Origin of the sequence: Sphingobacterium endophyticum, from assembly GCF_009733535.1 — a bacterium.
Classification (GTDB): Bacteria; Bacteroidota; Bacteroidia; order Sphingobacteriales; family Sphingobacteriaceae; genus Sphingobacterium; species Sphingobacterium endophyticum.
Genome location: NZ_ML771899.1, coordinates 415,936 through 439,315, shown reverse-complemented (window position 1 = coordinate 439,315; position 23,380 = coordinate 415,936). Strand labels below are relative to the sequence as shown.

Below are 23,380 nucleotides of genomic sequence, written 5' to 3'. Positions count from 1 at the left end.
TATTGAATTGTTATTGTCCGTAATATGCGTTTTTACCATGTTTACGCTCATAATGTTTATTGATTAAGGAATCTTTCATACGATTCACTTCAGGATTGATTTGCTCAGTCAAAAAAGCCATTTTAGCCACATATTCCAAAACTGCAGCATTATAAACAGCCTTTTTCCCGTCCTTACCCCAACAAAAAGGAGCATGATTTCCAACCAGCATCATTTCTACTTCCTTATAATCTAATTTAGCTTCCTTATAATAATTAATGATTTGATATCCGGTCTGATATTCATAGTTTCCTTTGATCATCTCATCTTCCATCGGTGGTGCACAAGGAATATCTTTTGTCAAATGATCCGCATGGGTAGTCCCATAAATCGGAATGTCACGATTGCTTTGTGCCCAGGCTGTGCCATAGGCTGAATGGGTATGAACAATTGCACCAATTTCCTCCCACTCCTTGTATAATACAGCATGGGTCTTGGTGTCCGATGAAGGTCTTAATTCTCCTTCAATAACATTTGCATCAAAATCAACAATGACCATATCCTCCGGCTTCAAATCCTCGTAGGGTACTCCACTTGGTTTGATAGCAAAGACCTTGAGATCTCTATCCACAACACTTACATTTCCAAATGTAAATAGAACCAACCCTAGTTTAGGCAATTCCATATTCGCATCAAATGCTGCTTGCTTAATTTTACTATACATGGTATATATTTTTCTCTAATAATTCTGAAAGCTCATTATACTTAGCATATCGTTGAGCATAGATTCCTACATTTTCAGCATTAGGTTTATATTCTATATCAAAACCTTGACCCATGGCTTTCATTGCCGTTTCAACATCAGTATATACTCCTCCTACAACTGCGGCAAACATCGCTGCCCCTAATGCACAGGTTTGCTCAGAACGATGAACCCTTATAGGCATATTCAAAATATCTGACATCATCTGCATGACAAATGGCGATTTCTTCGCTACTCCTCCTAAAGCAATGATTCCTTTTACAGGGATGTTTTGATCCACAAAACATTCTACAATTTTTTTAGCTCCGAAACATGTTGATTCAACAACAGAACGATATAATAAGATTACATCTGTAGATAAATTTAAATCAAAAAATGCTGCTTTTAGATTCTGATTGGCATATGGAGTTCTCCTTCCATTTAACCAGTCTATTGCCAATGGATGTGAAGCTTTCGGCTTAACAGGTGATGCTTTTTCACTTAGTAATGGAATTAATTTATCCTCAGCTAATTTGACCTGCTCATCATCCTCCCCAAATAGCTGCTTTAATGGCCAAGTCAACAAGTTTTTAAACCAAGCATATGCGTCCCCAAATGCAGATTGTCCCGCTTCTAATCCTGTCATTCCTGGAATTACTGAACCATTGACCTGTCCACAAATACCTTCTACAGTAATACTTAGCTCTCCCGGAACCACTAATATGTCACAGGTGGATGTCCCCATTACTTTACTTAGATAATAAGGTTCTATCTCACCACCTACTGCACCCATATGACAATCAAAAGCGCCAGCTCCAACTTTTACTTGTGTTGAAAGACCTAATTGTTCCGCCCATTCTGCTGAGAGATTACCAACGGAATGTGAAGAACTATGTGTATCGATACCTAATTTCTCCACCTGCCCTTTTAAAATCGGATCCAATGTCACAAAAAATTCCTCCGGGGGATACCCTTTAAATTCTTCTGCCCATAGGCCTTTATGTCCAGCGGCACAGACACCTCGCTTTAAAGAATCTGCAGATTGACCTCCTGTTAATACAAAAGGAATCCAATCACAATGTTCAACCCAAGTGTATGCTGCGTCTCGAACTTTTTCATCTATTCTAGATATATGAAGGATTTTCGACCAAAACCATTCTGATGAATATACACCACCTACATATTTGAGATAATTTGTATCAAACTTCTCTGCATGTGCATTGATTTCCTTGGCCTCTCCTACTGAAGTATGATCCTTCCAAAGGATAAACATCGCATTTGGATTTTCTGAAAATTCGGGCAGTAAAGATAGCGCAACCCCCTCTTTGTTGACTGCAATTGGAGTGGATCCCGTCGTATCCACAGAAATAGCAACTACATTTTTCCTATCATTCTCTGAAATATCCGCCAGACATTCATTTATAGTATGTGTAATCCCATCTATATAGTCTTGGGGATGTTGTCTAAACTGATTAATCGATGCATCGTTGTATAGACCCTTCTTCCACCTTGGGTAATAAAAAACACTGGAACTAATTTCTTTCCCATTGTCGGCATTTACCAAAACAGAACGAACAGAATCAGTCCCAAAATCTACCCCTATGACATAGTTTTCTTTCATTTTAATACAAGAATTCGTAATATTTCTAAGTTTATTTTTGATTAGCATTGTCGGCTAGCCAGTGAAAATCAATCATTTCACAATGCAATATAATTAAAATTTTTAATTAATGTCATTTTAACATTTATTTATTTATTTTTTTTCATCCAGCAATTTAACCCCCTTAAAACGACTCCTTTTGCTGTAGAATAATCCTATTCGATTTACATGCACTACATAGTGTAGAAATTACACTACAATTAATTTATTAGTGGCAATAATTTAAGGCATTCGAAAATTCTAGCATTACATTTGCAGACTATTAAAATAGTTACCACAAACTATTTGTTTAGTGATAATCACACACACTACTATTAAAAGAAATAAAAATGAAAAAGAGATATTTACAACCTAGAGTTGAGGTGACTCTAATATATACTGAAGAAGGAATTGCAGCAGGCTCGGCAAAAGTTTATCCATATGACAACGGCAATTATATTCAGGATGAATGGACTCAAGAAGCTGACGATAATAGAAATATTGATTGGTAAGATTTTATACCTTACAAAAAAAGCGACAGGGATTCTGTCGCTTTTTTTATGCCTTTTTAATAAATAATGCTGATTTAAAACCCAAGCTTGGAGAATAAACCAGGTTTCTTCCATGTTTGTTTAAAATGCTCTGCTATGGAGTCATGATCTTGATAGGAAAGAACATAGTCCAAAATTTTATGCGCTTCTTTTAAATATCCCTGATGATAATTTGCATGTGCTTTCGCTAACAACACTTCTTCAGACAAACTATCGTATGACCAATCCTCATTTTGATAGATATTCTCAAATTTCTCTACCAAAGAATTTACATGTGCTAAGTCATTTAATTTATCATACAATTTGATGCCATAACTCAACCATAAAACATATTCTGTAGGTTCCAAAGCCTCACTGCAAAAAGTATCATAATCAGAAAAAAACGCTGCCCCCTCACGATACTGACCTATTTGATAATGACTTTTCACAATCATGTACACCGTCTTGGCTTTATCAAAGTCATTTAGCAGGAATGATTGTTTATTTTCCAAATATAATCTTGCCGCTCGGTTAACCTGTTCAAAATCCTCCAACTCATTAAATACTTGCATTAAATTATATTGAGGATTAGCCTCGTCTGGATAGGTTTCCGATATACCTTGATAATAATCTCTGCGTTGTGAAGCAGGTTTACCTTCATGTTCGTGATACAAAACCTCCTCTACTGTATTCTTTGCTGCCTCAAAGTCTCTAAAATCATAATCCGAAATATCTGGGTTGTCTTGATAATGTTCGTAAATCTCAAATAATAAGCTCTGAGCTTCCTGAACGATATCTTCGGAATTACCTAACTTATGATTTACAGAAACCCAATCTGCCCGATGCTGAAGATGCTTATAAAATGAAACCGTCTGCTCATCATACAAGCTGAAATAGTTCTCTAAAGCTAGCTGAGCTCCTTCATAATCTTTATTCTTTAAAAGGGAATCTACTAGGCTATGTTGCAATTCGGAAAATTCAGAATGATTTAGCCCTTCTCTTGCCATTTCAACCGCCAATTCATAATTTCCCAATGCCGTATAGACTATCGAAAGGTTATTACAGCACATAGCCCAACAGTGCTCATCCCCATAAAAATCACTCTCATACTTAAATTCTTCAAAATACTTTCTAAATGCATCATAAGACTGTTGATACAATTTAGAATCTAAAATCCTTAATGCTTCTTTGATTGCATCATCAGCCATGTTTTTAAGAAAATCATCAAGATTGACTCCCTCATTGTAGATATCCCTAGGTAGACTGGAAAATTGTGGCAATTCTTGTTCAACGAGTCCGTTCGACAAAAATTGGGATTCAACCATACGCCTCCACGTAGTTACATCCGCTTGTATAGAAACCCCAGTTCTTAATATTGGATAGGCTTCATCAAATTCTCCCATCTCATAAAGATATGTCCCGGCAAAATGATAGGCAGCATAATTGTTCGGAAACTTATTCTTTATCTCCAAACTATGATGGTAATAAAAATCTTCCGGTATACCCAAAGCTTCTGAATAATTACGCTCAATAATCAATTGAAAATAAAAAACATTCGGATTTTGATAGCCTAAATCAATCTGTTCCTTAAATCTATTATGCCATTTAACATAGGCATCCACAACCTCCTGACTGTGGTTATCTCCTTTAAGTAATTTTAACAAAACTTTTAGGGAAACATCCAAAGAATTTCCTTCAAACGCAATCTCGGCAAGATCTAGGTATTCATTATCATGCGGACTCACAAAAGTATAGATCCCCTTGTCAATCAATTCGATCTGAGCCTCTTTACTTATAAATCCTGTTCTGTCTAATAAATAAAGCTTTTTTATCCAACATATTGATATATTCCGATCTCTCAGGTCCCGGTTATCTTTGAATTCTACATCAAAAAATTCAATCGCCTCCTCTAGACTCTTTAAAAGGAATTCCTCATCTTGAAAAACTTCATAAATCTTGATCTGAAAATCGTGCCCATAAACTCTATTTAATGGATTTTCCTTCAACCTTTCAGCATATTCCAGGTATTCCTCTTTATTGCTTTCTGTCAGGTGCTTTTTGTCCTTTCCGATCTGATTTAAAGTAAATTGATTGCTTAATGGGTAGTTTAAAATATTATATAAAACTCGAGCATTGTTTGGTTCATAACTCAATACACGTTTTAAATAAGGTATAACATGCTGCTGTATGGCAGCATAAGCTTCCTCATGCCCCTCCTCAAATGCACGGTCATGATGCGCTATGGCCATTAGGAATAGAACGTCGGTATCCTGTGGATGGTCTAATAGATATTCTTCCCCTTCTCTGATACATAGATCTAATTCACCTGCGTAAAATAATTGCTCCAATTCTTCGTAATTCATTTTCCTATTTTATTTCAATCATCATTATTAATTCCAAAAGCAAAATACAAAAGTTAATGCGCATTAATAATAGGGATTTTCAGGGATTTTGAATGTTAACACTTTCTTAATACAGCAATTATTAATACTCAACTGTTACTGAATGATATAGAATTCACTTATCTTTAAATAAGTTTTTTAATACATTCAATGAACAAAAGAGAAGAGATAATAAAAAATTACATTGATGGTTATAACAACTTTGATGTAGAAAAGATGGTTCGAGACATGGATAACGAGCTGTTGTTTGAAAACATTAGCAATGGAATGGTAACAGACTCACTTTCTGGCAAAGAGGATTTCATGCATCAAGCAGAACAGGCAAAAGAGTTTTTTTCACAAAGAACGCAAACCATTACTGCCATGAATCATCATGATACATTCTCTGAGGTTTTTATCGATTACGAGGCAATCATGGCAATGGATATCTCTGATAGTTTAAAATTCGGAGATAAAATTAAGCTGAGAGGAAAATCCATTTTCGAATTTAATTCCGAAGGAAAAATAGCCTTGATTAAGGATATAAGCTAATTTAAGGGCCACTTAACAGCAGCCCTTAAATTAAAATGCATCAACCACAGCATTTATAAAATCTATCTCCTCATGAGTAAGATTTATATCCATCGACTTAGCATTCTGAACAGATTGATGGGCATTTCTCGCACCTGCTAATGCGATTGTAATCCCTGGACGTTCAATGGTCCAACGTAAAACTAACTGAGCCAAAGTAACACCCTTATCGTCAGCTAATGGTTTAATTCTTTCCAAAAGAATATTCGCTCGATCTATAAAATCTGGCTGAAAATGCGGATGCTTTGCACGGTGATCACCTTCCTGAAATTCATACCCAGAATGGATTTTCCCAGTAAGCAATCCTCTTTCTAACGGGCTGTAGGCTAATATTGCCTTATCATGCTTAATACAATACGGGACAGTTTCTTCTTCAATTCCCCTATTTACCATACTATATGGAATTTGATTGGATACTATTGGTAATGTACGCTTCGCTTCTGCCATTAATTGAGCACTGTAGTTACATACACCAGCATACCTCACCTTCCCTTGCTCTATTAACTGAGAAACTGCCTCAAAAGTTTCCTCTACTGCTGTGGTCGAATCTGGCCAGTGTATTTGATATAAATCAATATAATCAGTTCCTAATCTCTTTAGGCTCTGCTCACATTCATAAATAATACTTTCTTTGCCTGCATATTTATAAATTTCAATATCATCTCCATTATTCATCTTACTATGAAATGCGAAATCACCTTTTGCAAGGTCCCATCGCATCCCAAACTTGGTAAGAATCTGTGTTTTATCTCGAGGTATGTCTTTTAGTGCTTCCCCTACAATCTCCTCACTTGTTCCTTGACCGTAGATAGGAGCAGTATCGATGGTCGTAACTCCCAAATCATACGCCGCAACTATTGCTTCAATAGCATCTTTTCGGTCAGTTGAACCCCACATCCATCCACCAGCAGCCCAAGCTCCAAAGGTTATTACCGATGCATTAATTTCACTGTCACCAATATATCTGTATTCCATAATAATATTTATTTTTTAGTATTGAACATTCGATTATATCAACCTTAATAACAGACACTTACCGAAAATTGTTTATTATTTTTCAACTTTCTCACCATTATAAATTTCATTTAACATTGTATATAGTTCTGGATGATCTTTTTGCAGTAGCCTAGGTTTCTGAAAAAAATATTCTGAAACTACTGCAAAGAATTCCGCAGGATTTGTAGCTGCATAATCCCTAATATTTGATTCATCTCTCCTAATTTCTTTAATGGTCTGATGCATCTCCTCAATCCATGGTTGAATTAAGTTCTTTGGAATCAGATATTCAGGAACTCCATCAACCTCCCCGTCTGCCTTATCTATTAAATGAACAAATTCATGTATTGCCGTGTTTCCATCTGAATGTTGCTCAAACCCAGCCATTAATGCTGGTAGTGAGAGAATCATTTTCCGATGCATAGCTCCGTCTCCAACCATTCCTAAGATATTTCTCCTTTCCTCCTCAGTATTATATTTCTCATTGAAAGTACCAGGATATACCAATACTTCATCTAAATTCTCATACGACCAGTTCTGAAAATGGAAGAGGGGAATGGTTGCACTTGCAGCAATTAGTATGCATTGCTCATCCGTGATGCTGGCACCTTTTTCTGGTGAAATCCGTGTAGTATGTAAAAAATAAGAAACCCGGCTTATAAATGTGGCTTGCTGTTCCTCGTTGAGCTGATTGAAAAAATCAACTTTGCCATGTAAGACTTCCTTAATGTAATCTTCGCTCGGTATTTCCTGATTCACTATTTTCTTATTCCCAACATTCTTCCAAACAAAATACACTAATATGATCCCAAATAAGAAAATAATAAATAAAACAACAATACTATAAGTCTCCATATAACAATCAGAAAAACGATATTTCTAATATACAAAAAACAAAAAAGAGCTACCTGATTTTAGATAGCTCTTTTAATTATATTCAAGTGGAATACTACATCATTCCACCCATACCGCCTCCCATTGGAGCACCAGCACCTACTGGATTCTCTTCCGGTTCGTCAGCTAATACACACTCTGTAGTCAATAACATAGAAGCAACTGAAGCCGCGTTTTCTAATGCTACACGTGAAACTTTCGTAGGATCGATAACACCAGCTGAAATTAAGTTCTCAAACTTATCAGTACGTGCATTGTATCCATAATCTGCTGTTCCTTCTTTAACCTTTTGAACAATTACAGCTCCTTCAATACCTGCGTTAGCACAGATTTGACGCAAAGGCTCTTCAATCGCACGTTTGATGATATCGATACCAATCTGCTCGTCTTCGTTTTCTCCTTTTAAGTTAACTAAAGCCTCAGTTGAACGAATGAATGCAACACCACCACCAGCAACAATACCTTCTTCTACTGCTGCACGAGTAGCATGTAATGCATCGTCTACGCGGTCTTTTTTCTCTTTCATCTCAACCTCTGAAGCAGCACCTACATAAAGAACCGCAACACCACCTGATAATTTCGCTAAGCGCTCTTGCAATTTCTCACGATCATAATCTGAAGTTGTAGTTTCAATTTGAGAACGAATCTGCGCAACACGTGCTTTAATGTCTTCAACATTACCTGCACCATTAATTACAGTTGTATTATCTTTATCTACAACAACTTTCTCTGCTTGTCCTAAATATGATAATTCAGCATTCTCTAATTTAAATCCTCTCTCTTCAGAAATTACGGTACCGCCTGTAAGAATAGCGATATCTTCTAACATTGCTTTACGGCGGTCACCGAAACCTGGAGCCTTAACAGCTGCAACTTTCAGAGAACCACGGATTTTGTTAACTACTAGTGTAGCTAATGCTTCTCCATCTAAATCTTCTGCAATAATTAATAAAGGTTTTCCTGTTTGAACTTGTTTTTCCAAGATTGGCAATAACTCTTTCATATTGCTGATCTTCTTGTCATAGATCAAAATGTATGGGCTTTCTAAATCAGCTTCCATTTTGTCTGAGTTCGTAACAAAGTATGGTGATAAATAACCACGGTCAAATTGCATACCTTCAACTGTTTTAACTTCAGTTTCAGTACCTTTTGCTTCTTCAACTGTGATAACTCCGTCGTTACCAACTTTTTCCATCGCCTCTGCAATTAATGAACCGATAACCTCGTCATTGTTTGCTGAAATTGATGCAACTTGTTTAATTTTATTGTTGTCAGCACCTACTACTTGAGATTGAGACTTTAAATTCTCAACTACTGCAGCAACTGCCTTGTCAATACCACGTTTTAAATCCATTGGATTTGCACCTGCTGCTACAGATTTAATACCCGGAGCAACGATTGCTTGTGCTAAAACAGTAGCCGTTGTAGTACCGTCACCCGCTTGATCCGCAGTTTTAGATGCTACTTCTTTTACCATTTGAGCACCCATGTTCTCTAAAGCATCTTTTAAATCGATCTCTTTAGCTACCGATACACCATCTTTTGTAATTGCTGGAGAACCAAATTTCTTCTCAATAATTACATTACGCCCTTTGGGGCCTAATGTAACTTTTACTGCGTTTGCTAGTGTGTCAACACCTTTTTTCAGGGCGTCACGTGCTTCTACATTATATTTTACTTGTTTTGCCATTGTTATATGTATTGAATCTTCGACTTGAATTCATCAAATAGGACAATTTCAAAGTCTAATCTTATTAAAATTTTGTTTTTGGATTTTGATTACAGAACAGCGTAGATATCAGCCTCACGCATAATTAAATACTCTTTACCTTCGTAGGTAATTTCTGTTCCAGCGTACTTACCGTACAATACTTTATCACCTACTTTTACAGTCAATGGTTCTTCAGGCTTCCCTGATCCTACAGCTACAATTGTTCCTTGGGATGGTTTTTCTTTTGCCGTATCAGGAATATAGATACCTGATGCTGTCTTTTCTTCTGCTGGAGCAGGTTCAACTACTACTCTGTCTCCGATAGGTTTAATACTTAATGCCATAATTGTATATCAATTTTTATTTTTTTAGTGTTATGTATTTCAAAAGCATCACTAACTATGCCAATTGAAATTAATCAAAATATTTTGCCATTTTAGCATTAACTGTCATTTTTCATGTCAGTAAACCATCATCTTAATGTCATCATGACACCAGTGCGCCCAAAAACAAAAAACCCTGCCTAATTATAGACAGGGTTATATCGTGTAAGACTAAAGCTTGTTATTTTGTCGTATCTGTAGGAACAGGTGCTTGCGTCGCTGGAGTTTGAGTTCCAGTCGCAGGTGTAGCTGTTGGATTTAAATTCAAATTTGGAGCCGTTACTGGTGCTTCGATTTGATCCCCTAAACCTCCTTTATTCGATGTCGATGGACCAATGATATTAATGGCAATACAAAATACCATTAATGCAATTGCAAAAATCCATGTCCCTTTTTCTAAGATATCACCCGTACGTTGTACCCCAATTAAATTAGCGCCACCCGAAAATCCAGAAGATAAACCTCCTCCTTTTGGGTTTTGAATCAATACAAAAAACGCTAATAATAAACTAGCTAGAATAATTAGGATAATAAATAAAATGTCCATTTCTATATTTCAATTATAACTTTTGTTCAATCTCTTTAATTCGGGTCGCAAAGTACGATTTTTTTTCTGGATTATCCGAAATTAATTTTCGAAACACCAAGATTGCTTTTTCATACATTCCCTGTGACTCGTAGATGTTTGCCAACGTCTCCGTAACTACCTGCAATTGATCTTCTGAACTGCTCCTCGCCTTATTCTCCGTATTAATCGATTCCGCCTTCGGCGCTTGGATCTGTGGCTCCTCACGAATAAACTTCTCTATTACCTCATCGACCTTCTCCGCAGAATTAAACTCTACAGTTTCCTTCTTGTGCTTATCGCTCAATTTATCCTCCGGATCCTGAAGATGAAAAATATTCTCCCTAATCTGTTGATCCAAAATCGCTGCATCCAGTTTCTTAGGATCAAACTGACCCTTTTGCTGTTTTGGGATAACAGGATTTGAAAATGGCTGGTAGGTATCTGCATGCTCCAATCGAGTTTTGTAAAGCCACCATCTGAAACTATATGGCATCAACTCATCATTATATAAACTGATGTCTTCTTCAGAACTCCTCTTCTCACCTTCCTGCTCAACAATTGAATCAACTTCATTTGTTGAATCTTCCTCTATTTCATCTATAACTCCAGCTTCTTCTACTTCAGTTTCCTCATCTTCCGCAAATTCCTTCTCTATATTATAACCCGATGGTATATCAAATATAGGCTCTTCATCTTTTGGGGTAGATTCCTGATGCACAAATTCCTGCTGTACTTCTTCAATGGTAGACTGATGCTCTAATTTGGTTTCAACAACTTCAGGTTCTGATCCTAAATCACCCGCATAAACTTCTGTATCTTCCCCAAACCCCTGTTCTTCCGCAACTTCCTCATAAGAAATATAGTCATCCGAGTCGACTTCTATTTCGGGGATTTCCTCAATGGGTTTTTGTAGATAGTCTCTTAACCAAAATGGATTATTAGCATAGATCAATGTTCTCTGCTTATCTATGGAATGTCCTTCCAAAAATTTCTTGCGTTCAAAAGCAAAAATGATTGGTTGTGAATACGGGTATTTAGATAAAAGCTGCTCAAACTCAGCAGTACTTACCTCCAATGGGTTCTCTAAGGCTTTTCTAAAAACAGTAATTTGATCCATGTAATTCAAGGGCTCTTTTTCTTACCAATTATTAAATGCTCGATTAAAAACATCCTCTGTAAGCATCTTAACGATATCCTGGTTCAAGGTCATTTCCTGTGTGCTTACCTCTCCGCGGAACTCCTTAAATTGAGTAAACGATTCCTCAAAATCACTCTCCCCTGTCTCATCCTTCCTGTTCACATACTTAACCTTCACCGTTATCGAAAGACGATTTAATGCTGCACGATCGGTCCCTGCTTCAACTGCTGCAGGAGTGATCGCATAATTCGTAATAACTCCTGAAAACATAGCATCCCCATCCTGATTAACCTGACTTAATTTAGATTGTGTCCTGATCCGCTCCTTTAATCCCTCTGTGAAAGTTTGACTTAAGGTTGCAGAAACAAATGGAGAAATATTTTCAAATATCTCAACAGAATAGGTTTTCATATCCTCAGGAATGGTCCCACCTCCCAAACTATATTTTACTCCACAACCCTGTATAGTAAATATAAGAAGTGCTGCAAATATATAGGCTATAAAATTGCCTTTCATCTTATTTCTGAACATATCAATCTAAATTCAAATCCTTTATCTTCCTGTACAGCGTACGCTCCGAAATCCCTAGCTCCTGCGCAGCTGCCTTACGTTTTCCTTTATGCTTCTTCAAAGCCTTCTTGATCAAATCCGATTCCTTATCTAATAAAGACAGGGATTCTTCAACCTCCTCAACATCCTGCGTATCATACAGGTAATCATTATTGCTTCCGTTTGATACATTTGGATTATGAATCGTAATTGTTGGGTTTGAATTCACCGGAAATTCCTCCGATCCTAAAACTCCTGCACTTGGCCTCACATCCTGATACAATTGATTGATATAGGGTGAATTTTGATCCATCGTGCCTTGATTTAAGCCATTCTGCATCAACTCTACAACCAACTTCTTCAAATCAACCATATCTTTCTTCATATCAAAAAGAACTTTGTATAAAAGATCTCTTTCAGAAAAATTTTCCTTCGATTGATCCTTCAAGGCCATGGGCAGCGTAGTGCTCTGCGTTTCTGCAGGTAAATAATGACTTAGAATTTGAGCATTTACCAACCTCTCCTTTTCTAAAACGGCAATCTGCTCGGCAATATTTTTCAATTGACGAACATTTCCCGGCCAAGAATAGTTGCGAAGCAATTCTTGAGCGTCTTCAGTCAACTGAATACCTGGCGAACGGTATTTATCAGAAAAATCAACCACGAACTTTCTGAACAAAAGTACGATATCCTCCTTACGCTCCCGCAATGACGGAATGCGCAATGGAACCGTATTTAATCTATAATAAAGATCTTCCCTAAATTTTCCCTTTTTTACCGCCTCGTAAACATCGACATTGGTCGCAGCAACTACACGGACATTTGTTTTTTGTACTTTAGAAGATCCAACACGGATATACTCTCCAGATTCCAAGACTCTCAATAACCTGGCTTGCGTACCGAGTGGCAACTCCCCAACCTCATCAAGAAATATAGTCCCACCATCAACAACTTCAAAATATCCTTTCCTTGCTTCGTGAGCGCCAGTAAATGAACCTTTCTCATGTCCAAATAACTCCGAATCTATCGTTCCTTCTGGAATCGCTCCACAGTTAACCGCAATAAAAGGCCCGTGTTTCCTACCACTTAATTGATGGATGATGTGCGAAAAAACTTCTTTCCCCGAACCACTCTCCCCTTGAATCAAAACCGATATATCGGTAGGTGCTACCTGACGTGCAATATCGATTGCACGATTTAGTAATGGAGAATTCCCAATTATCCCAAACCTGCTCTTAATATCTTGATGATCCATTATTAATATTTAGTGTTTAGATTATTAATCAATTATTCTTCCGATCAGGGTCGCAGATGTACAGCTCTCGCCTAATACATTTACATAATCTCCAATCTTAAAACGTTCATCCACTGGGAAAACAACCATCGTATTTTGATCGTTTCGACCACAGAAATCCTTATCCGAACGTTTAGAAGTTCCTTCAATTAATACTTTCTGAACTTTTCCAACAAAATTCTCAATTCTATATAAACTATGTGCTCTTTGCAAATCCACAACTTCTGTCAACCTGCGCTTCTTAACCTCTTCCGGTATATCATCCTCATAACGCTTCGCTGCCAAGGTTCCAGGTCGTTCTGAATAGGCAAACATATAGGCGTAATCATATTTTACATATTCCATCATTGATAACGTTTCCTGATGCTCCTCCTCAGTCTCTGTACAGAATCCTGTAATGACATCAGTTGAGATTCCACACTCCGGAATAATACGGCGAATAGCTTCTATCCTATTGATATACCACTCCCTATCATAAGTCCTATTCATCAATTCTAGAACTCTTGAGTTCCCTGACTGAACCGGTAAGTGAATATAATTACAGATATTCTCATAACGGGCCATCGTATATAATACCTCGTCAGTTATATCCTTTGGATGTGACGTAGAAAACCTGATTCTTAAATCCGGACTTACTTCGGCTACCAAAGCTAACAATTGAGCAAAGTTGATGGTCGACTTCTCTGCCTCTCCCTCTTCCGATTTAGGGGTATACTTGTACGAGTCGACGTTTTGTCCTAGTAAAGTAACCTCTTTATATCCGGCATTGTATAGATCTTGAGCCTCTTTTACAATGGATTCAACATCACGACTTCGCTCTCTCCCTCTAGTGAATGGAACAACGCAGAATGAACACATATTGTCACATCCTCGCATTATCGAAATAAATGCTGAAATACCATTACTGTTCAATCGCACAGGACTGATATCTGCATAGGTCTCCTCTCGAGAAAGCAACACATTTACCGCACGTCCACCCTCATCTGCTTGATCAATCAAATTTGGCAAATCGCGATATGCATCAGGTCCCACAACAACATCAACCAATTTCTCCTCTTCCAAGAATTTTGCCTTCAATCGCTCTGCCATACAGCCTAATACACCTACCACCATGCCTGGATTCTTTGCCTTCGCAGATTCGAATTCCTTTAATCTATTTCGAACTCGCTGTTCTGCATTCTCACGAATCGAACAGGTATTGATAAATACAACATCAGCCTCTTTATAATCCTTCGTTGTCTCAAATCCTTTCTCTATCAAGATGGAAGCTACAATTTCACTATCTGAAAAATTCATTTGGCATCCGTAGCTTTCAATATAAAGCTTACGACCTGTGGATTGCCCAGTAGGAACCATATCTAAAGCCTCACCTTGGCGAGATTCATCATGTGTTTTTGTTGTATGCGTTAACTCTAACATAGTCAATTTTCAAAGACTACAAAGTTAGTAATTATCTATTAAACAAATGACAGTTTGTCAGCACTTAGTGAAATTTAACAAAACTTTATTTCATCACTCCAGCATATTCTTCCTAAACTCATCAACATTCAACCAAAATAGAAAAGGCGCCAATTTGAATTAGCGCCTTCCATTTATATTTTAAAAAGTCTTATTGAGCTGCCTCTTGTTTAGCTTGCTCTTGCATTTTCTTGTTTGCAACAATTACAATCTCAACACGACGATTTTCTGCTCTACCTGCCTCTGTATCGTTGGAAGCAATTGGCTCGGCAAAGTTCTTACCTTCTGTTTTTATACGGCTGCCTGCTAATCCTTGTGAAACTGCGAATGCCTTAACTGATGAGGCACGGCCATCAGATACTTTTTGGTTTGCAGCCAAAGTACCTACGTTATCTGTATGTCCTAAAACCAAGATATCAGTATTAGGTTCTTTATTTAATGTCTCAACCAATTTAGCAATGTTTTCTTTTGCTGTAGGTTTCAAAGCTGTACTATTAAAATCAAATAAAATACCTGAATCAAACTTAACTAAGATACCTTCACCTACTTGTTCTACTTCAGCTCCAGCTACTGTATTTTCAATTTCTTTTGCCTGCTTGTCCATTTTCTTACCGATCAATGTCCCCGCAGCTCCACCAATAACAGCTCCAGCAATTGCACCTACTGCAGTATTACCCGCTTTACCTCCTATTAAGGCGCCAATTGCACCACCAGCTGCTGTACCTACTACAGCTCCTTTTGTTGTGTTACTACTATTTTGAATGGTTGAACAGCTAGCAAATAACATTGCTGATGTAGCAACTGTCAATCCATATACCGCTAGTCTTTTATTCATTTTCATAATCAAATAATTTATCTTTTGTACTAATTAATTTATTGTCCCACTAATAGAATGCTTATTTGCAAAGCCAATGCCAAACTACATTTTTATCCATTTTATAAGTTACAACTTATTAATTAACAGCACCTTATTTTTCCAAAGTGGGAATATCTAACTTAGGCAATCTTTGAGATTTTGGACGTCCTTGCGAATTCCATGTCTTAAATGAACTGTTGATATAATTCATTAAATCATATTGTCCCCAGCGCTGAGCTGTTGAATACGATGGTCTATAAATATCCATGAACGATTGTAATTCATCTCCCTCCAATTTCGTCAAATTCGATACAATCGTTTTATTGAAGATGCGATCTACTTTCGTTTCTTCCAATTCTTGATTCATATAGCTCTCAAAACGCTTCGCATTCTTCGCCTCTTTTCCGAACAGATTATACAAAGCCGTCGCCGGACTAGCTAAATAGGTCCCAAATTTATTGTGACCCCCATTATATACACCTTTACTACCATAATCTTCCATCATCTCTCGCATTTGACCCTCCTTGGTACTACGGGTTATAACAACCGTCTCGATCTGGTTTCCTGCCTGTATATCAACCAAAATGTCCTCCAACGTATTGATCCTTGTCTTTACCGGTCCATAACCAACTTTACTAATCGACAAGGTATCCCCCACATTCACTTCAACAGTAAATACGCCATAAGAATTCGTCCTAACTGTTTGTTTGGTCCTTAAATTGACCACATTCGCATCACTAATTCTAGTGTCTGTCCCACGCTCTAGCACCAAGCCAGAGACCATGTTATCTAATTCTTGAGCTTGTGCAGCAATACCCAAGAAAAAGAAAGCACATAATAGGGCAATATATTTTACTTTATTATACATCCAATTTTAAAGGTAATAATACTTTTGACTAGCAAATGTTAAAAAGTTTTAAATCACTAGGTATTATAAGGATAGAAAACAAAATTAGCCCCCTCCGGTACGATCACAAAAAGACACATAAATTCATTCGCAGATTTAAAATTCTTAATAAAGAACTCCTTCTTATCTTCTTTTATAATCCCTCTATCCACAAACTCTTCCAATGAACTCGCCTGAATACTCCATTGCGTATTCAGTTCATCTTTATCTAATATCAATTCCCCTAAATCAACCTTTAATTGGTGTGCAACAAATATTGGATACAAAGTATACCCTTCTGCCATCATCTCTGAAGAAACCTCTTGAATTGAATCCTTGTAAAAATCTAAGTCCGACTTTAAACTTACCAAAGGACTTTTCCCTTTACTTGGCTTCCCTTCTTCCTCAGGCCCTTTATTTAGTAGATCTTGTAAATCCATTTATTTCTTTAATTTTAATAATACTACATTCTCAACATGTTGTGTATGTGGAAACATATCAACTGGCTTTATTCGAACAACCTCATACTTACTTGTTAAACTCTCCAAATCACGTGCCTGAGTTGCAGCATTACAACTGACATAAACCACTTTTTCACTCTCCATCTCTAAAATGCGATCAACAACATCTGGATGCATGCCGGCTCTCGGTGGATCTGTAATCACAACATCTGGTTTGCCATGTTCGTTTATGAAATCAGATGTAAGTACATCTTTCATATCGCCTGCATAAAACTTCGTATTGTCAATACCATTTGTTGCTGAATTAATTTTCGCATCCTCTATTGCTGTTGGAACATATTCAACGCCAATAACCTCCTTAGCTGATCTCGCAACAAAATTTGCAATTGTTCCAGCACCGGTATACAGGTCATAAACTAACTCATCTCCCTTTAAATCCGCAAATTCCCTTGTAATTTTATATAATTCATAAGCCTGTCTTGAGTTGGTTTGATAAAATGATTTTGGACCAACCTTAAACTTCAACCCTTCCATCTCCTCATAAATAAAATCTCGACCAGCATAAACATGTATGTCTTGATCAAAAATGGTATCATTACGTTTCTGATTTATGATATATAATAAAGAAGTTATTTCAGGAAATTTTTCTTTGATAAATGACATCAACATGTCCACTTGTCCTTCTTCTGGGTAGGCAAACACCACAATGACCATCAGCTCTCCGGTGGAAGAAGTTCTGATAATCAAGTTTCGCAAACAACCTTCATGTTCTCTCAAGTCATAAAATGACATGAAATTTTCTTTTGCAAATTCAAAAATGCTATTCCGCAAATCGTTTGAAGGATCTTGCTGAAGGAAACAATGATCTATCGTTAAGATCTTATCAAACCTTCCAGGAACATGGAAACCGAGAGCGTCCATCGAATCTGTGGGCTCCACCTCATCAAGGCTCGTTAACCAACGCTTATTGGAAAATGTATATTCTAATTTATTTCTATAATATTCGGTCTGAACGGAACCCAATATTGGTTCCATCCCAGAAACATCAACTTTACCAATTCTTGATAATGCATTCCCAACATATTGCTCTTTGAACTTCAATTGAGAGTCATAGGTCATGTGCTGCCATTTACAACCACCACACACCCCGAAATGAGAACAAAATGGATCAATTCTATACTCCGAACCCTTTTTTACCGCAGCAATCTTCCCCTCAGCAAAATTCTTTTTCTTTCGAACCAACTCCACGTCCAACACATCTCCAGGCACCGCTCGCTCAATAAACAAAACTAAATTATCGTGCTTGGCAACGCCCTTGCCTTCTTCGGCAATATCAACTATTTCAACGTCTGAAATAAATTTCTTATCCTGAGGTATTCTTCTTCCCATAATTCCGCAAAAATACGTTTTTTTAAAGAATTTCCCCTCAATAACAATATATCACATCACCCCCTTTTAAAGATCATATTCCTCCGTAATCTGGAAATATATTGTCTTAAAGTAAAAATCCTATCAGGATGAACATGATATTCCTTTTTGGATGAACTTGAAATCCCATCGGGATGAACTTGAAATCCCATCGGGATGAAATATCTATAGCCAGACCCGAAGGGTCTGGAATAAGTATATATTCCAAAAACAACTCCGTAGGAGTGACATGTTAACCCCGGAATTTGAAAATATGCCACACCTACTTCGTTGAATTCTGCATTTATTTTTTCATTCATAATCTTCCTTATTCTGAGGGAAAACCTCCCCCCTGACCTTTAATAGAAAAGAAAAATTTAAAAAAACATGGTTAATGCTAAATTATGTTAAATCAATTTTCGGGGTAATTATTGCCAAAAAATTATATTATTTTAGAATAACCAAACACCAATTCCTAAATGATAAGATTTTATCTTCTATCAATCTTTATTTTAATAGTGAATTTAAGTTTCGCTCAAAACAATTCTTCTATCCTAGGACATGTATTTGATTCTGAATTGAAACCGTTGGAAAAAGCGACAGTTTCAGTTGTTTCAGAAAAAGACTCAATTGTGATAACTTACGCCCTTACAAACGAAAAAGGTGAATTTGATTTGGTAAAAATACCAGCAAATAAAGAAATTTTATTTTTTGTTTCCCATGTAAATAGTTCACCCTTCCAAAGAAAATTAAATTTAAAACCAGGCGAAAAATATAAGATGGACAGCATCATTTTGAAAGGTAATACAATTGAAGAAATATCTATTACAGCTGTTCCTCCTATCCGTTTAATTGGTGATACTTTAGAATATAAAGCAGATTATTTCAAAACTAGGCCAAACGCTACTGTTGAGGAATTAATTAGGATTTTACCCGGTCTACAAGTGAATGCAGATGGATCCATATATTATCAAGGACGAGAAGTGAGTGGCGTCAGAGTTAATAACAAGGATTTCTTCGCTCAGGATCTTAAAATAGCAACTCGTAATTTAGATGCATCATTAATAGATATTGTGCAGGTCATTAAGGATAAAGGTGAATCTAAAAGAGAAATTTTAGATGATTCAGAATTGCCCATTGTAATAAACTTGAAAATGAAGAAAGAATTTCTAAAGGCCAATTTTGGAAAATTTTATGGAGGTGCGGCTACAAGAGACCGCTATGAATCAGGAGCATTAATAAATACCTTCCGTGACACTTTACAAGTTAGTTTTATCGGTTTTGCAAATAATATAAATAGGCAAGGATTTGACTATTCAGAACTTAATGAACATGGAGGTATGAATAGAATGGAAAACAATAGTTATTCCTATTGGAGTTCTAATGGACTTATGAATCAGATTTCTGCTGGAGTAAATGTAAACTATGATATTGCAAAAAAATTAAAAACTAATTTAATGTATAATTATGGCCAGCACGATTTCTATAGTGATAACAGTCGGACAGGCAATAGCTTTTATAATGAAATTTTAGAGCAATCCAAGGGAAATAGCATAAATGAAAATTCGAATTTTAATCACGAATTGAAAGCATTTATTAGATATAATATTGATACTACATCACAATTTACATTTTCAACAAATTTAACACAATCAAAACATACTTCTGACTATATGGGCAATTCCGAAAGCTGGAGAAATGAAGCAGATTATGTTTTACGTTCTGAAAGTAATAGTTCAAATAACAACAAAAGATTCAATTATTACCATTCATTTTATATCGAAAAGAAGTTTAAAAATAAATGGCTATTATCTTTTAACCATAATTTAAGAAATAATAATGGATCAGGAATAAGTAATAACAATTCTAATAGCCGTTATTTTCTTTTTAATGATAGTACAATCCTTCAGCATCAAATAGAAAATTCTAATAATCTATCACAGGTACTTGAACATAAAATTAACTTACAAGTCCCTATTAATAAAAAAATAAATTTCGATCTCTATGCACAACAAATAAATGGTAATCAATGGGAAACAGAAGATATACTTAACAAGATTAATGCTGATGAATTCTCCAATAGGAATGATGTTGCTAATAATAAAGGATTAAAAAACAATCTATTCTATGCTGGAACAAAATGGAATATTAGTTTAATTAAAGACCTTCCTATTTCAATAGGAATTAAGTATGCAAGTCAATCTAATAACTTTGATTATTATCAAAAACGTGAGAACCTGAAAAATGAAAATTCTTATTGGCTACCCGATTTAAGTATTACCTATAAAAACCTAAATCTAAATTATTATAAGTCTTTTTCAGCTCCTAATTTCTACAGTATAGTTTCTGTTAATTCAGATTTATACCCCACTCGAATACAATTAGCAAGTCCCTTTTTTGATAACACTATTGAGGAAAGATATAGTATTAGGTATAATAAGTTTTTCAACAAATCTAAAATCAATTTCTTTATTTCTGCAAATTATTCAACTAAAGACAATAGCGTTGGATATGCAAACACCTACAATACTGAAAACAGCACTGGAACTTCCCAATCTTATCAAGCTGGACCAACTGATTCGTACGGCACAAATATTTCATTTTCAAAAACATTCCTTCAAAATAAAAATTGGAACTTAAGTTTTTCTACTTATTCATACGTATACGCTAACCAAAATTACAGCATGTCTAATAATGAAGAAAATCTTGCCACTCAATTTTATGGAAATTGGAATAATACAGTAACCTTCAGCTATAAAAGTGCTTTCACATTTACCCCATCGTTCGCAATGGGAATTAATAATACTAATTTTAAGTACGACTCCGAAAATTTTAAAAACATAAACAACACGAATACAAGCTTAGGTGCGACATTACTATTAAATAACATCAAGAAATTTAGAATAGAAAGTTCATTTACCGTAAAAAATCAAGTTGTTGGGATTAACGGTGACAGAAGAAATCTAAACATTTTAAATGCATCAGTATATTATCCAATTTTAGGAAAAGGTGAATTAAAGTTATCAGCTTTTGATATCCTTAATCAAAATGTTTCCAATAATTTCAGCAGCTATGGAAACTCTACGAATTACTCCCAGACATTAACCTTAAGACAATATTTTATGTTAGGGATGGTATATAAATTCTTAAAAACTGGAAAATAGCTAACTATCTAGACTTTTGTCTTATGCCTTTTGTCTTTTGTCTACGCCTCCATCAACGTTGCCTGCACTAAATACGGAAGAATTTCTTTTTGGAAAGAAATAAAGTTCTTGCGTACATCTGCTTCGGATACAGCAGTAAAGGCAAAGGAAAATACAATATTCTTGCTGGTCTTAATTAAGAAGGTTAATCTTTCTTCCGGAATCATATTGGCAATGATATCATTCTGCATAAAAGAACGCAGTAAAAGAAACTCCAAGTCGTCGGACAAGAGCTTTAGGTACTCCTGCGCATTAACGGATTCACGGATAAACTCCCAACCAACGAATTCATTACAAACCGTGTATGTTACTCGGCTGACACGCAATATGGTATTTGCTAAAAATAACGCCAAATCCTTTTCGTTAACATTCTTATTTAAGATATCGTACACATTGTCTTGGATATAATCCATCAGGACGGCATGTAGAATCAACTCTTTACTCGCAAAATGCTTATAGAAGGTGGCTTTCGCAATGGAAGCATTTTTGGCTAGCTCATTTACGCTAGTTTTATTATAGCCATATTTTCTAAATAAATCTCGGGCAGATTTTTTTATTGCTATAACTACTTTATCTTCCATTAAGGTGTTTTTTTGAATTTGGGATTCAGTCTATTTTTTAATGTTTTATATCGACATGAATGCCGATATAAAACATAATATTTTTGGTTCTAAATAATCTCAGTTTCAAATTGTGATAAGAAACGAACATCGTTTTCTGAGAATAGACGCAAGTCGCGTATTTCGTATTTCAAATTTGTAATACGTTCAATACCCATACCGAATGCGTAACCTGAGTATTTCTTACTGTCGATCCCGCAATTTTCCAATACATTAGGATCTACCATACCACAGCCTAAAATCTCAACCCATCCTGAATATTTACACATCTGGCAGCCCGCACCCTTACAGATTGTACAAGAAATATCCATCTCTGCTGATGGCTCTGTAAAAGGAAAGTAGGATGGACGGAACCTTACTTTGGTATCCTCCCCGTATAATTCCTTCACAAAGTGATATAAGGTTTGTTTTAAATCGGCAAACGAAACATCCTCATCGATATATAATCCTTCAATCTGATGAAAGAAACAGTGAGCACGTGCTGATATCGCCTCGTTACGATAAACTCTTCCCGGCATAATCGCACGGAATGGTGGTTGCCCAGCTTCCATTAACCGAACCTGAACTGATGATGTATGTGTACGAAGCACCACATCATTCCCATCCTGCTTCTTGATAAAGAAGGTATCCTGCATATCACGTGCTGGATGTTCAGGAGCAAAGTTTAACGCAGAGAAATTATGCCAATCATCTTCAATCTCATTTCCTTCAGCAACCACAAATCCCAATTTCTTGAAAATCTCAACGATTTCCTTCCGTACTAAGGATAATGGATGCCTAGATCCCAAAGTGAATCCTTGACCAGGCAAGGTCAAATCACCTTCCTTTTTCGCTGACTGACTATCGGATTGACCAGCAAATTGTTCCGAAGCTTCTTTAAAAGTTACTTCAGCCAATTGCTTAAATTCATTTAACACCTTTCCTAATACCCTCTTTTCCTCAGAAGATACCGTTTTGAATTCTTCAAATAAGTTCTTTACAATGCCCTTGGACACTAAGAACTTTAATCTGAATGCTTCAACATCTTGAGCAGAGTTTGGCGAAAATGCCTGTATCTCTTCTGTATACTGCGTAATCTTATCTTGCAACATGTG

22 protein-coding genes are annotated in these 23,380 nt (G+C 36.2%); 3 read left to right on the top strand and 19 right to left on the bottom strand.

All coding sequences use genetic code 11. The features are described from left to right. Positions 1-10 precede the first annotated feature (10 nt). Both E0Y80_RS01980 and E0Y80_RS01975 read right to left on the bottom strand, forming a co-directional pair. Positions 11-703 (bottom strand): L-ribulose-5-phosphate 4-epimerase, encoded by a 693-nt coding sequence (locus E0Y80_RS01980; protein ID WP_156305727.1) that lies wholly within the window; start codon positions 701-703, stop codon positions 11-13. Next, positions 696-2,342: a ribulokinase gene (locus E0Y80_RS01975; RefSeq protein ID WP_156305726.1), complete on the bottom strand. Its 1,647-nt coding sequence runs from the start codon at positions 2,340-2,342 to the stop codon at positions 696-698. The genes E0Y80_RS01980 and E0Y80_RS01975 overlap by 8 nt, the downstream gene beginning before the upstream one ends. Before the next feature lie 368 nt (positions 2,343-2,710). Here E0Y80_RS01975 and E0Y80_RS20575 point away from each other — a divergent pair, with 368 nt between their 5' ends. Continuing rightward, positions 2,711-2,872, top strand: a complete 162-nt coding sequence (locus E0Y80_RS20575) for a hypothetical protein (protein WP_197091449.1) — start codon at positions 2,711-2,713, stop codon at positions 2,870-2,872. Between the two features lie 74 nt (positions 2,873-2,946). On the opposite strand, the gene E0Y80_RS01970 is transcribed toward E0Y80_RS20575, so the two are convergent. Further along, positions 2,947-5,253 carry a tetratricopeptide repeat protein gene (locus E0Y80_RS01970; protein ID WP_156305725.1) on the bottom strand — a complete coding sequence of 769 codons (2,307 nt, stop codon included), beginning with the start codon at positions 5,251-5,253 and terminating at the stop codon, positions 2,947-2,949. Between the two features lie 189 nt (positions 5,254-5,442). On the opposite strand from E0Y80_RS01970, the gene E0Y80_RS01965 reads away from it, so the two are divergent. Continuing rightward, positions 5,443-5,823: a nuclear transport factor 2 family protein gene (locus E0Y80_RS01965; protein WP_156305724.1), complete on the top strand. Its 381-nt coding sequence runs from the start codon at positions 5,443-5,445 to the stop codon at positions 5,821-5,823. A gap of 30 nt (positions 5,824-5,853) precedes the next feature. On the opposite strand, the gene E0Y80_RS01960 is transcribed toward E0Y80_RS01965, so the two are convergent. From E0Y80_RS01960 to E0Y80_RS01895, 14 genes are all read right to left on the bottom strand, one after another. Further along, a complete protein-coding gene (locus E0Y80_RS01960; protein ID WP_156305723.1) occupies positions 5,854-6,837 on the bottom strand; it encodes an aldo/keto reductase in 984 nt (327 codons plus the stop codon). A gap of 75 nt (positions 6,838-6,912) precedes the next feature. Next, positions 6,913-7,713: a M90 family metallopeptidase gene (locus E0Y80_RS01955; protein ID WP_156305722.1), complete on the bottom strand. Its 801-nt coding sequence runs from the start codon at positions 7,711-7,713 to the stop codon at positions 6,913-6,915. Between the two features lie 94 nt (positions 7,714-7,807). Continuing rightward, positions 7,808-9,442 carry a chaperonin GroEL gene (groL, locus tag E0Y80_RS01950; RefSeq protein ID WP_156305721.1) on the bottom strand — a complete coding sequence of 545 codons (1,635 nt, stop codon included), beginning with the start codon at positions 9,440-9,442 and terminating at the stop codon, positions 7,808-7,810. Positions 9,443-9,531: 89 nt separating this feature from the next. Beyond that, complete coding sequence (locus tag E0Y80_RS01945) at positions 9,532-9,807, bottom strand: co-chaperone GroES (protein WP_156305720.1); 276 nt, start codon at positions 9,805-9,807, stop codon at positions 9,532-9,534. Positions 9,808-10,027: 220 nt separating this feature from the next. Beyond that, positions 10,028-10,393 (bottom strand): preprotein translocase subunit SecG, encoded by a 366-nt coding sequence (gene secG / locus E0Y80_RS01940; protein ID WP_156305719.1) that lies wholly within the window; start codon positions 10,391-10,393, stop codon positions 10,028-10,030. A gap of 13 nt (positions 10,394-10,406) precedes the next feature. After that, complete coding sequence (locus E0Y80_RS01935; RefSeq protein ID WP_156305718.1) at positions 10,407-11,531, bottom strand: hypothetical protein; 1,125 nt, start codon at positions 11,529-11,531, stop codon at positions 10,407-10,409. A gap of 21 nt (positions 11,532-11,552) precedes the next feature. Continuing rightward, on the bottom strand, positions 11,553-12,083 hold the full coding sequence (locus E0Y80_RS01930) for an LptE family protein (protein ID WP_231595885.1): 531 nt from the start codon (positions 12,081-12,083) through the stop codon (positions 11,553-11,555). Position 12,084: 1 nt separating this feature from the next. Next, positions 12,085-13,356 carry a sigma 54-interacting transcriptional regulator gene (locus E0Y80_RS01925; RefSeq protein WP_156305717.1) on the bottom strand — a complete coding sequence of 424 codons (1,272 nt, stop codon included), beginning with the start codon at positions 13,354-13,356 and terminating at the stop codon, positions 12,085-12,087. A gap of 24 nt (positions 13,357-13,380) precedes the next feature. Further along, positions 13,381-14,814 (bottom strand): tRNA (N6-isopentenyl adenosine(37)-C2)-methylthiotransferase MiaB, encoded by a 1,434-nt coding sequence (gene miaB, locus E0Y80_RS01920; RefSeq protein ID WP_156305716.1) that lies wholly within the window; start codon positions 14,812-14,814, stop codon positions 13,381-13,383. 190 nt (positions 14,815-15,004) lie between these two features. Then, the gene (locus E0Y80_RS01915; RefSeq protein ID WP_394350208.1) at positions 15,005-15,694 is read right to left on the bottom strand and encodes a YiaD family glycine zipper/OmpA-like lipoprotein; all 690 of its coding nucleotides are present in this window, start codon (positions 15,692-15,694) and stop codon (positions 15,005-15,007) included. 127 nt (positions 15,695-15,821) lie between these two features. Beyond that, positions 15,822-16,577: a hypothetical protein gene (locus tag E0Y80_RS01910; RefSeq protein WP_156305714.1), complete on the bottom strand. Its 756-nt coding sequence runs from the start codon at positions 16,575-16,577 to the stop codon at positions 15,822-15,824. Positions 16,578-16,633: 56 nt separating this feature from the next. Beyond that, the gene (locus E0Y80_RS01905) at positions 16,634-17,035 is read right to left on the bottom strand and encodes a hypothetical protein (RefSeq protein ID WP_156305713.1); all 402 of its coding nucleotides are present in this window, start codon (positions 17,033-17,035) and stop codon (positions 16,634-16,636) included. Then, positions 17,036-18,445, bottom strand: a complete 1,410-nt coding sequence (gene rlmD, locus E0Y80_RS01900) for a 23S rRNA (uracil(1939)-C(5))-methyltransferase RlmD (RefSeq protein ID WP_156305712.1) — start codon at positions 18,443-18,445, stop codon at positions 17,036-17,038. A gap of 56 nt (positions 18,446-18,501) precedes the next feature. After that, positions 18,502-18,783, bottom strand: coding sequence for a hypothetical protein (locus E0Y80_RS01895; protein ID WP_156305711.1), 282 nt, complete (start codon positions 18,781-18,783; stop codon positions 18,502-18,504). Positions 18,784-18,942: 159 nt separating this feature from the next. Here E0Y80_RS01895 and E0Y80_RS01890 point away from each other — a divergent pair, with 159 nt between their 5' ends. Continuing rightward, entirely contained in the window at positions 18,943-21,627 is a 2,685-nt protein-coding gene (locus E0Y80_RS01890) for a TonB-dependent receptor (RefSeq protein ID WP_156305710.1), read from the top strand. 41 nt (positions 21,628-21,668) lie between these two features. Here the strand turns inward: E0Y80_RS01890 and E0Y80_RS01885 are convergent, their stop codons facing one another. After that, complete coding sequence (locus E0Y80_RS01885; protein WP_156305709.1) at positions 21,669-22,247, bottom strand: TetR/AcrR family transcriptional regulator; 579 nt, start codon at positions 22,245-22,247, stop codon at positions 21,669-21,671. A gap of 89 nt (positions 22,248-22,336) precedes the next feature. Then, positions 22,337-23,377, bottom strand: a complete 1,041-nt coding sequence (pheS, locus tag E0Y80_RS01880) for a phenylalanine--tRNA ligase subunit alpha (protein ID WP_156305708.1) — start codon at positions 23,375-23,377, stop codon at positions 22,337-22,339. Positions 23,378-23,380: the final 3 nt, after the last annotated feature.